The sequence below is a fragment of the Pseudomonas sp. GW456-12-1-14-TSB6 genome (genome assembly GCF_059424205.1).
This window is the reverse complement of the sequence record NZ_JBWKZE010000003.1, coordinates 25,328-36,569: the sequence shown is the minus strand read 5'-3', so window position 1 is coordinate 36,569 and position 11,242 is coordinate 25,328. Positions and strand designations below refer to the sequence as shown.

At 61.5% G+C, this 11,242-nt stretch carries 8 protein-coding genes; all 8 read right to left on the bottom strand.

All coding sequences use genetic code 11. The annotated features are described in order from the left end of the window. Window positions 1–2: 2 nt before the first annotated feature. Window positions 3–1,019 carry a class I SAM-dependent rRNA methyltransferase gene (locus tag AC07Y2_RS03265; RefSeq protein ID WP_103385445.1) on the bottom strand — a complete coding sequence of 339 codons (1,017 nt, stop codon included), beginning with the start codon at window positions 1,017–1,019 and terminating at the stop codon, window positions 3–5. A 100-nt stretch (window positions 1,020–1,119) separates the two neighbouring features. Beyond that, a complete protein-coding gene (acs, locus tag AC07Y2_RS03260; protein ID WP_103385444.1) occupies window positions 1,120–3,057 on the bottom strand; it encodes an acetate--CoA ligase in 1,938 nt (645 codons plus the stop codon). A 114-nt stretch (window positions 3,058–3,171) separates the two neighbouring features. Beyond that, window positions 3,172–4,836 (bottom strand): glucose-6-phosphate isomerase, encoded by a 1,665-nt coding sequence (pgi, locus tag AC07Y2_RS03255; RefSeq protein WP_039771644.1) that lies wholly within the window; start codon window positions 4,834–4,836, stop codon window positions 3,172–3,174. Window positions 4,837–5,185: 349 nt separating this feature from the next. Continuing rightward, on the bottom strand, window positions 5,186–6,046 hold the full coding sequence (gene panC, locus AC07Y2_RS03250; RefSeq protein WP_007959604.1) for a pantoate--beta-alanine ligase: 861 nt from the start codon (window positions 6,044–6,046) through the stop codon (window positions 5,186–5,188). Continuing rightward, the gene (gene panB / locus AC07Y2_RS03245) at window positions 6,043–6,843 is read right to left on the bottom strand and encodes a 3-methyl-2-oxobutanoate hydroxymethyltransferase (RefSeq protein WP_039771642.1); all 801 of its coding nucleotides are present in this window, start codon (window positions 6,841–6,843) and stop codon (window positions 6,043–6,045) included. Before panB ends, panC begins: the two co-directional genes overlap by 4 nt. A gap of 320 nt (window positions 6,844–7,163) precedes the next feature. Then, window positions 7,164–7,649, bottom strand: a complete 486-nt coding sequence (gene folK, locus AC07Y2_RS03240) for a 2-amino-4-hydroxy-6-hydroxymethyldihydropteridine diphosphokinase (RefSeq protein ID WP_103385443.1) — start codon at window positions 7,647–7,649, stop codon at window positions 7,164–7,166. Between the two features lie 3 nt (window positions 7,650–7,652). After that, entirely contained in the window at window positions 7,653–9,053 is a 1,401-nt protein-coding gene (locus AC07Y2_RS03235) for a polynucleotide adenylyltransferase PcnB (protein WP_064599472.1), read from the bottom strand. A 733-nt stretch (window positions 9,054–9,786) separates the two neighbouring features. Then, window positions 9,787–11,223: a sigma-54-dependent transcriptional regulator gene (locus tag AC07Y2_RS03230; RefSeq protein ID WP_103385442.1), complete on the bottom strand. Its 1,437-nt coding sequence runs from the start codon at window positions 11,221–11,223 to the stop codon at window positions 9,787–9,789. Window positions 11,224–11,242 lie beyond the last annotated feature (19 nt).

Here is an 11,242-nt window from a genome sequence, read left to right as displayed (position 1 = left end):
GCTTAGAGCTGAAGGATCAGGGTCTTCAGCGGTGGCTGCTGATCCAGCGACGGGAAGTCGCGGCCCGGGTTCATCACGCTCCACTCACGCACCGGCCGCCCGGCTTTTTCGGCGCAGCGCAGCACCTGTTCGCGCCAGTCGTCCATGCTGACTTTCGCCAGATTGTTGCAGCAGATCAGCACGCCATTCTCGGCGGTGGTCAGCAGGGCCGGCTTTAGCAGGCTCTGATAATCGCGCAGCAGGTCGACGGTGCCGAACGCACTCTTGGCCCACGCGGGCGGGTCGAGCAGCACCAGATCGTACTGGCGCTGTTCGAGACGCTGATAGCTCGGCAGTTTCTGCCCGCGACGCTGGCTGATCGGCAGGCCGGCCAGTTGGCGGATGGCCGGGAAGTAGTCGGACTGGATGAATTCCATGGTCGGCAGGTGCGGATTGAGCTGGCCGTTCTCGCGGCCGACTGCCAGATTGCCCTCGGCGAAATCCAGGTTGCACACCTCGCGCGCACCGCCGGCCGCCGCGCTGAGACCGACCCCGCAGGTATAGGCGAACAGGTTGAGCACACTTTTTCCCTTGGCGTGATCCTTGACCCAGCCGCGGGTGTTGCGCAGGTCGAGGAACAGCAGCGGATCCTGCCCGGCGTGACGTCCGCGCACGCGATAGTTCAGGCCCCATTCGTGGCCGATCAGATCGGCCAGTGCCGCGTCGTCGGCGCGGTAGACGCTGTCTTCACGATCGATCCGTGAGTTGCCACGGGAGCGGTCGTTGTAGACCAGCAGGGTTTCCAGGCCAAGAGTCTGGTTGACCATGGCGTGCAGTTGCAGCAGGTCTTCACGCGCCAGGGTCTGGTGGAAGCTTTGCACCATCAGTTGCGGGCCGTAGCGGTCGATGGTCAGGCCGCCGGCGCCTTCCTGGCTGCCGTGGAACAGCCGATAGCAGTCGGTGCCCTGGCGGTGCAGCTCGGCGAGCAGATCCTGGCGTTGATCGAGAGCGGCGCGCAGCGCCAGGTTCAAGGAAGACATGCGGGCGCCTTGCTGAAGGGAATCGGGGCGCGGGAGTTTAGCAGCAACTTGGCGGGAAGCGGCGAGCTTCAAACTTGAAGCTCGCCGCTTGCCGCTGCTCCTATTGGTTCAAGCGTTTATCGATCAAGCCCTGCACCACGCTCGGATCCGCCAGGGTTGAGGTATCGCCGAGGCTGTCGAGCTCGTTGCAGGCGATCTTGCGCAGTATCCGCCGCATGATCTTGCCCGAGCGGGTTTTCGGCAGGGCCGGGGCCCACTGGATCAGGTCCGGTTTGGCGAAGCTGCCGATTTCCTTGCTGACGTGGGCCAGCAGTTCTTTCTTCAGCTCATCGTTGGGCTCGGTGCCATTCATCGGTGTGACGAACGCATAAATCCCCTGGCCTTTGACGTCGTGGGGATAGCCGACCACAGCGGCCTCGGCGATGCTGTCGTGCAGCACCAGCGCGCTCTCTACCTCGGCGGTGCCGATGCGATGGCCGGAGACATTGATCACGTCGTCGATGCGCCCGGTGATCCAGTAATCGCCGTCCTCGTCACGGCGGGCGCCGTCGCCGGTGAAGTAGTAACCGGGGTAGGGCTTGAAGTAGGTGTCGACCATGCGCTGCGGGTCGCCGTAAACGCTGCGGATCTGCGCCGGCCAGCTCGACTTGATCGCCAGCACGCCGCTGCCGGCGCCTTTGATCTCCTTGCCGTGCTCATCGAGCAGCACCGGTTGCACGCCGAACATCGGTTGGGTGGCGCAGCCCGGTTTGATCCGCTGGGCGCTGACCAGGGGGCTGAGCATGATGCCGCCAGTTTCGGTCTGCCACCAGGTATCGACGATCGGGCAGCGCTGTTCGCCGACTACGTTGAAATACCATTCCCACGCTTCCGGGTTGATCGGCTCACCGACACTGCCGAGCAATCTGAGGCTTTGCCGCGACGTTTCCTGCAACGGCCCGGCGCCTTCACGCATCAACGCGCGCAGGGCAGTGGGGGCGGTGTAGAAGATGTTGACCTTATGTTTGTCGATCACCTGCCAGAATCGCGAAGTGCTCGGGTAGCTCGGCACGCCTTCGAAAATCAGGGTGGTGGCGCCGTTGGCCAGCGGCCCGTAGACGATGTAACTGTGGCCGGTGACCCAGCCGACGTCGGCGGTGCACCAGAACACTTCGCCGTCGCGGTAATCGAGCACGTACTTGAAGGTCATTGCCGCTTGCAGCAGGTACCCGCCGGTGGTGTGCAGCACGCCCTTGGGCTTGCCGGTGCTGCCGGAGGTGTAGAGGATGAACAGCGGATCCTCGGCGTCCATCGGTTCCGGCGGGCAATCGTCGCTGACGTCGCGCACGGCCTGGTGATACCAGAGGTCGCGGCCTTCGACCCAGTCGACGTTGTTCTGGGTGCGCTCGACCACCACGACGGTGCTGACATTTGGGCAACTCTGCAGGGCCTTGTCGACATTCTGTTTCAGCGGCACGAATTTGCCACCGCGCACGCCCTCGTCGGCGGTGATCACGGTGCGGCAGTCGGCGTCGAGAATGCGGTCACGCAATGAGTCCGGGGAGAAACCGCCAAACACCACCGAATGAATCGCACCGATCCGCGCGCAGGCGAGCATCGCGTAGGCCGCTTCGGGGATCATCGGCATGTAGATGCACACCCGGTCGCCTTTCTTCACGCCACGGCTTTTCAGCACGTTGGCCAGGCGGCAGACGTGGTGATGAAGTTTGCTGTAAGTGATTTGTGTCGATTCGGCAGGGTCGTCGCCTTCCCAGAGGATGGCGGTCTGATCGCCGCGCGTTTCCAGATGGCGGTCGATGCAGTTGTAGCTGACGTTCAGCTTGCCACCGGCAAACCAGGCGGCTTCGCCGGTCTTCAGGTCATAGCGCTGGACGGTCTGCCACGGCGTGCTCCAGTCGAGGAAGCGGGTGGCCTGTTCGGCCCAGAAGGTGCTGGGGTGTTCAATGGATTCGCGGTACAGGCGCTGGTAGTCGTCCTGACTCAACTGTGCAGCCCGGCGGACGGCATCGGCTTTGGGGAACGTGCTGATATCGAACATGACGGTTCCTTATTCTTGTTGTGCGACAAGGATAAAGATGCGCCGAGAGCAGGGAGGGTTCAATACCTGTAAACAAACACCCCCTCATGGCGAGGGGGTGTGTTCGGGGCTGGATCAGCCGCGGTGACGGCCGCGGAAGTAGTTGATCAGGCCTTGGGTGGACGCGTCTTCGGCGGCGGTTTCTTCGCTGCCGACCAGACGGTTATACACGCCCTTGCCCAGTTCCTTGCCCAGTTCCACGCCCCACTGGTCGAAGGCGTTGATGCCCCAGACCACGCTTTGCACGAAGACTTTGTGTTCGTACATCGCCACCAATGCGCCGAGACGACGCGGGCTGATGCGCTCGACCACGATGGTGTTGCTCGGACGGTTGCCCGGGATCACCTTGTGCGGTGCGAGTTTCTGCACCTGGTCTTCGCTCATGCCCTTGTCGCGCAGTTCCGCTTCGGCTTCCGGCAGGGTCTTGCCGAGCATCAGCGCCTGGCTCTGCGACAGGCAGTTGGCGTACAGCCACTGATGGTGGTCGGAGACCGGGTTGAAGCTGACGATCGGCACGATGAAGTCGGCCGGGATCAGTTGGGTGCCCTGGTGCAGCAACTGGTGGTAAGCGTGCTGACCGTTGCAGCCGACGCCACCCCAGATCACCGGGCCGGTATCGGTCGACACCGCGGTGCCGTCCTGGCGCACGCTCTTGCCGTTGGATTCCATGTCCAGCTGTTGCAAGTGCTTGGTGATGTTACGCAGGTAGTGGTCGTACGGCAGGATCGCGTGGCTTTGCGCGCCCCAGAAGTTGCCGTACCACACGCCGAGCAGGGCCAGCAGCACCGGCATGTTCTGTTCGAACGGCGCGCTCTGGAAATGCTGGTCCATGGTGTAGGCACCGGACAGCAATTCCTTGAAGTTGGACATGCCGATGGCCAGCGCGATTGGCAAACCGATGGCCGACCACAGCGAGTAACGACCGCCGACCCAGTCCCACATCGGGAAGATGTTTTCTTCGCGGATACCGAAGGCCACGGCCGCCGCGTTGTTGCTCGATACGGCGATGAAGTGGCGATACAGCTCGGCTTCCGAACCACCCTGAGCCAGGTACCAGGCGCGTGCGGCCTGGGCGTTTTTCAGGGTTTCGAGGGTGTTGAACGATTTCGACGAAACGATGAACAGCGTGGTCTCGGCGCGCAGTTTTTGCGTCAGCTCGTGGAATTCGCTGCCGTCGATGTTCGCCAGGTAATGGCAACGCACGCCTTTCTGGGCATAGGACAGCAGGGCTTCGGAGACCAGCTCGGGGCCGAGGAACGAGCCACCGATGCCGATGTTCACCACGTCGGTGATCGGCTTCTCGGTGTAACCGCGCCACAGACCGTCGTGGATGCGGCCCACGAGATCGGTGATCTGGTTCAGCACCTTGTGTACTTCAGGCATCACGTTGACGCCGTTGACCGACAGTTTGTCGCCGACCGGGCGACGCAGGGCGGTGTGCAGCGCCGGGCGGCCTTCGGAGGAGTTGACGATTTCGCCGTCGAACAGCGCCTTGATCGCGCCTTTGAGATCGACTTCATTGGCCAGACCCACCAGCAGGTTGCGGGTCTCGGCGTTGATCAGATTCTTCGAATAGTCGAGAAACAGTCCGCAGCTGCTGAGAGTGAACTGATTGAAGCGCTGCGGATCGGCGTTGAAGGCTTCGCGCATGCTGAAATCCTGCATGGCTTGGCGGTGATCTTTCAACGCTTGCCAGGCAGGCAGAGCGGTAACGTCATGAGGAGTGCGGTAGTACGCCATCGCTGCGGTTTTCCTTTTTACTTGAACGGCCTTTTGAACACTGAAAAGACCTCCCCGCCATGTTTGGGCGAGGGGGCAACTGCGTCGACACGATTACTTTGGCGCAGGGCGAATACAGTAAACCCAGCGCCGCGATCTGTCTTGGCTTTGTCTGACCTGTTTTCGGTACTTTTTTAACATTGATAACAGACGGGGCCGACAGACGGCGGGTAATGCGAGCAAGTCCCTGCTTATCGCGTGGCGTCGAACGGCGGGAAGTTTGCCCGATGGGCAGGTGCTCAGCAATACGGTCTGCAAGCGCGTGCAAAAGCTGTGGAAGCGGGGTTGCTTCCACAGCGTCTGCCGGTGTTCAGGCGGGGGTATCGAGATTCAGATGCAGGTTGTCGATCAACCGGGTGGTGCCGAGGAAGGCCGCGACCAGAATCACCAGATCGCGATCCTCCGCCGTTGCCGGACGCAGGGTCAGGGCATGGCGGATTTCCAGGTAGTCCGGACGCAGGCCGGCGGCTTCCAGTTGCTGGCGTTGCGCCTGGATCAGGGCAGGGAAGTCGCGCTCGCCCTGCTTGATCGACTCGGCAATGCTGCTCAGGGTGCGATAGACCACCGGCGCCACGGCGCGCTGTTCTTCACTGAGGAAACCGTTGCGCGAGGACAGCGCCAGACCGTCGGCGGCGCGTACGGTCGGCTCGCCAATGATCTGGATCGGCATGTTCAGGTCGTGCACCAGCGCGCGGATCACCGCCAGTTGCTGGAAATCTTTCTGGCCGAAGATCGCCAGGTCCGGCTGGACCATGTTGAACAGCTTGCTGACCACCGTTGCCACGCCTTCGAAGTGCCCCGGACGGCTGGCGCCGCACAGGCCTTCGGACAGTTGCGGCACGCTGACCCGGGTCTGACCGGCCATGCCGTCGGGGTACATTTCCTCGACGGTCGGGGCGAACAGCAGATCGCATCCGGCTTCCAGCAGTTTTTCCTGATCTGCCGCGAGGGTGCGTGGGTACTTGTCGAGGTCTTCGCCGGCGCCGAACTGCAGCGGGTTGACGAAAATGCTCGCAACCACGAAGTCCACGCGCTGGGTGGCCTTGGTGATCAGCGCGATGTGGCCGCTGTGCAGGTTGCCCATGGTCGGCACGAAGCCGATGCGCTTGCCTTCACTGCGGGCGCGCGCCACGGCGGCGCGCAGTTCACGTACGGTTTTGACGGTGTTCATGCAGAGAATCCGTGTTCGATCCCGGGGAAAGTGGTGGCTTTGACTTCACTGACGTAAGCCTTCAGCGCGGACTGGATGCTGTCCTGACCCTGCATGAAGTTCTTCACGAACTTCGGCACGCGGCCGCTGATCGACAGGCCGAGCATGTCGTGCAGTACCAGCACCTGACCGTCGGTGTCGCTGCCGGCGCCAATGCCGATCACCGGAATCTTCACGGCCTGGCTGATTTCAGCTGCCAGTTCGCTCGGCACGCATTCGAGCAGCAGCATGGCTGCACCGGCCTGCTCCAGCGAGATCGCGTCGGCGCGCATCTGGCGAGCCTGGTTTTCGTTGCGACCTTGCACTTTATAGCCACCCAGAATGTTCACGGCTTGCGGGGTCAGGCCCATGTGGGCGCAGACCGGCACACCGCGCTCGGCCAGCAGGCGGATCGAGTCCGCCAGCCACAAGGCGCCTTCGACCTTGACCATGTGCGCGCCGGCCTGCATCAGCAGGGCGCTGTTGGTCATGGTTTGTTCGAGGGTGGCGTTGGCCATGAACGGCAGGTCGGCCAGGATCAGGGCATCAGAGTTGCCGCGTTTGACGCTGGCAACGTGGTAGGCCATTTCTGCGGTGGTCACCGGCAGGGTGCTGTCGTGACCCTGCAGGACCATGCCGAGGGAGTCGCCCACCAGCAGCACTTCGACACCGGCCTCGTTGCAGGCGTGGGCGAAGGTCGCGTCATAGCAGGTCAGCATGGTGATCTTTTCACCTTTCTGCTTGAGGCTCTGGAGCGTGGTCAGGGTGATGGCTGGCATGTAAGAAATCCTCGTTCAGGCGCTTTGGAAACTACTGCGAGTAACGCGCGTGATTCGTCATCTATTCAGGCGCACGCTCTTTCGTCGTGCTTATAAGGCCTGGATTGCGCCCTTGTATGCCGGGTTGGCGGCAGCGGGACGCCTATAGTCGTGATGAGGCCTCAGGAAGTCAATTGCATGTGTTACCGCATTGTTACGAGGGGAGTGTTACCGGCGTTACTGATGCGATTCAGCGGGCCGGCGGGCCTGATCTGCGGGGTTTTTGTCCTACAAGAAAGCAAAATGCGGGAGCCGGTTGGCTCCCGCATCAGCGGTTTGTGTCAGGCGTGGGAGAGGCGTTCGAGGCCGACGAACGGGCAGGCCGCCAGCAAATCGGCAAGGGTGCGGCCATCGGCCAGACACAGATCTTCGGGCGCCAGTTCGGCCAGAGGATAGAGAACGAACGCGCGTTCCTGCATGTGGTAATGCGGGACTTTCAGGCGCGGTTCGTCGATCAGGCGATCACCGAACAGCAGAATGTCCAGATCCAGCGTGCGCGGGCCCCAGCGCTCCAGGCGTTCGCGGCCCTGATCGTTTTCGATTGCCTGCAAGGCATCGAGTAGATCCAGTGGGGCGAGCGCGCTGTCGAGCGCGGCAACCGCGTTGGTATAACGCGGTTGCCCCGGCAGCAGGGAGTCGCTTTGGTAGAAGGCAGACACGCCGACCAGTTCGGTGTCGGGCAATTGCCCCAGCGCGTCGACCGCGCTGCGCAGTTGTTCGGCCGGGTCAGCCAGGTTGCTGCCCATGCCGATGTAGATGCGTTCCATGCCTTATTCGCCCGTGGCGCTCGGTGCGCCGGCGCGTTTGCGCTTGGAACCGCTGCTGCGGCGACGCTTGCGCGGTGCACCACTGGCGTCATCACCCTTACCGCTGAGGTCACGGATCATGTCGCGACGTTCGCTGTCGTTGGCGTCCTGATAATCGGTCCACCATTCGCCCAGGCCATCGGTCTGCTCGCCGGCGCTTTCACGCAACAGCAGGAAGTCGTAGCCGGCACGGAAGCGCGGATTGTCCAGCAACAGGTCGGCACGTTTGCCACTGCGGCGTGGCAGGCGTTCCTGCATGTCCCAGATTTCGCGGATCGGCATGGTGAAACGTTTTGGAATGGCAATGCGCTGGCACTGCTCGGCGATCAGTTCGTGAGCACCTTCCTGCATGGCCGGAATCGGCGGCATGCCGCGCTCTTGCAGACGCAACACGCGGGCCGGCAGGGCAGGCCACAGCAGGGCGGCAAACAGGAACGCCGGGGTCACCGGTTTGTTCTGCTTGATCCGCAGGTCGGTGTTGGTCAGTGCTTCGCTGATCAGCGTGTGGGTGTATTCCGGGTTGTGTTCCAGCGCATCGGCACTGGCCGGGAACAGCGGCGCGAACAGTTGCAGGTCGACCAGCATCTCGAAGGTGATCGCGCCATGACCGGAGAGGAACAGCTTGAGCACTTCCTCGAACAGGCGGGCCGACGGGATTTCGCGCAGCATCGGTGCCAGCTCGCGGATCGGCTGGACGGTGTGCTTCTCGATACCGAAATTGAGCTTGGCGGCGAAACGCACGGCCCGCAGCATCCGCACCGGGTCTTCCTGGTAACGTTTCTTTGGGTCGCCGATCAGGCGGATCAGGTGGTTGCGGATGTCGTGTACGCCGTTGGCGTAGTCGAGGATGCGCTCGCTGACCGGATCGTAATACAGGGCGTTGATGGTGAAGTCGCGGCGTTGCGCGTCTTCTTCCAGGGTGCCGTAGACGTTGTCGCGCAGAATACGCCCGCTCTCGTTGCGCGAAGACTGGTTGCTGTCTTCGTCGTCTTCGTTTTGCGGGTGATTGGCGCGGAAGGTCGCGACTTCAATGATTTCGCGACCGAAATGGATGTGTACCAGCTTGAAGCGGCGGCCGATGATCCGCGCATTGCGAAATTCGGCGCGGACCTGCTCGGGGGTTGCGCTGGTGGCGACGTCGAAGTCTTTGGGTGTGATGCCCAGCAGCATGTCTCGCACGCAACCGCCAACCAGGTACGCCTGGTAGCCGGCGCCCTGCAGACGTTCGACGATGTTGACCGCGTACCGGCTGAATTGCGCCTTTTGCAGCGAATGTTGGCCGCTGTTGAGGACTTCAGGCGTGCTACGGATGTGTTGCGTACGACGCAGGGGAGTTCGGAATGACTGGAACAGCTTCTTCAGCATGGGATGCACTGTTTGAAGGAATGTTCGGCCATACCAGAGAATGACCGCATGATGGGCCAGGATTCTAGCATTTAGTCGAGGGATGGTGTAGGACGCTGCCGTTTTGCGCTGCAAGCCGCGGGCTAGAGGGGTGTAGGGGCGTGTGAAGGAGAGATTTGCCGTAAAGGAGAAACTACAAGGGGAGCCGAAGCTCCCCAAGAAGTAGTTGCGTGCTCTTTTTATTATTGATTCGGGCTTCTTGTTTTTGTTGAGTGCCCTCGTCATGAAGCTTTCCCTTCATGACCCTCCCAATCGGGAGCCAAGAGCAAACGGATTGCTTTGGTCGCTGTGTTGCAGTGATCTTGCGATCCAACCAGTACAGGCTCTGTCTTAAGACAGTTTTTGTTGTTCTCGGCCTGGTCGTGGGGCTAGCCCCAAATACAACGCCTCTCCAAAAGAATCAGTTAGCTGCGCCTCTCGCCGTCTTGTTTTTATTGTGCGTGAGTCGATTCGTCTTATTTTTATTGTCTTGTGCATTGCTTGTTATTGTTCTTGTACCAAACATATAGCAGGTGCCGTGCCAACTTTTGCGAACCCCAATAAAACAAGGGGTTAGGTCGATATAACCGTTTTCGCAGGGCGAAAAAAAGCCGGGGTTTCGTTACCGATAACCCCGGCTTCTGTTACGTGAAAAGACTGAGGTAACAGTTTTTTCACCTCTTCAACGGTAACCCGCACACTCGACAGGTAACGTTCAGCTCTCGCTGGCGACCCCGGTCTTGCGCCGTGGAATGCCCAGACGCTGACGACGTTCCCACAGGCATTTGCGGCTGACGCCCAGTTTGCGCGCCAGTTCGGTCTCGGTCATGTGGTCCTGATGCTCGAGCACGAAATGCTGGAAGTAGTCTTCCAGTGACAGGTCTTCCGTCGGTTCGTGGCTGCTGTTGCTGGCGTTACCGGCCGGTTGCGCCGGCAGGCCGATGAATTCGTCGTCCTCCAGATCGCCCAGTTCGATGTCGATGCCCAGCAGGTCGGCAGAGATTTCCGGACTTTCGCTTAGAATCACCGCGCGCTCGACGGCGTTTTCCAACTCCCGCACGTTACCCGGCCAGGAATAGTGCCGGATCGCCTGTTCGGCATCGGCGGCAAATTTCAGGTCGGTGCGGTTGATGCGCGCGCTCTGACGAGCGAGGAACGCATTGGCGATTTCGTTGACGTCGGCGCCGCGCTCGCGCAGGGCCGGCAGTTTCAACGCGATCACGTGGAGGCGGTAGTACAAGTCTTCACGGAACTGGCCGATTTTCGCCAGGCTCTTGAGGTCCCGGTGGGTCGCCGCGATCAAGCGGACATCGACTTTCTGCGACTGGACCGAGCCCACCCGGCGAATTTCGCCTTCCTGCAACACGCGCAGCAGGCGAGCCTGGGCTTCCAGCGGCAACTCGCCGATTTCGTCGAGGAACAGCGTGCCGCCGTCCGCCGCTTCCACCAGACCGGCGCGACCGGCGCTGGCGCCGGTGAACGCACCTTTTTCGTGGCCGAACAGTTCGGACTCGATCAGGCTTTCCGGGATGGCGGCGCAGTTCACCGAGATCATCGGCGCCTTGGCGCGTTTCGACAGGTTGTGCAGGGCGCGGGCCACCAGCTCTTTACCGGTGCCGGACTCACCCTGGATCAGCACGTTGGAATCGGTCGGCGCGACTTTACGGATCTTGCCGTAAAGATCCTGCATCGGCGGACACGAGCCGATGATGCCGATTTCGCCATTGCTGTTGTCGATGGCGGATTTGCCGCTGCCATTGGCCGGTTTGGCAGCAACTGCCTCGCCAGCGGCAGGCGCCGATTGGCGATCACGCAGGATCCGCGCGACAGCCTGAAGCATTTCATCGTGGTCGAAAGGCTTGGCGATGTAATCCACCGCGCCCATCTTCATCGAGTCGACCGCCGAGCGCAGGCTGGCGTAGCTGGTCATGATCAGCACCGGTGTGCCTTGGCCGAGCTTGATCAGCTCGGTGCCCGGAGCACCCGGCAGACGCAGGTCGCTGACGATCAGATCGAATGTGGGAATACTGAAGCGTTCTTGTGCTTCCTGCACTGAACCGGCTTCGCTGACCTGGTACTGGTTGCGTTCCAGCAGGCGGCGCAAGGCGGAGCGGATAATGGTTTCGTCTTCGACGATCAAAATGTGCGGCATTGATTCGATACTCTCGACG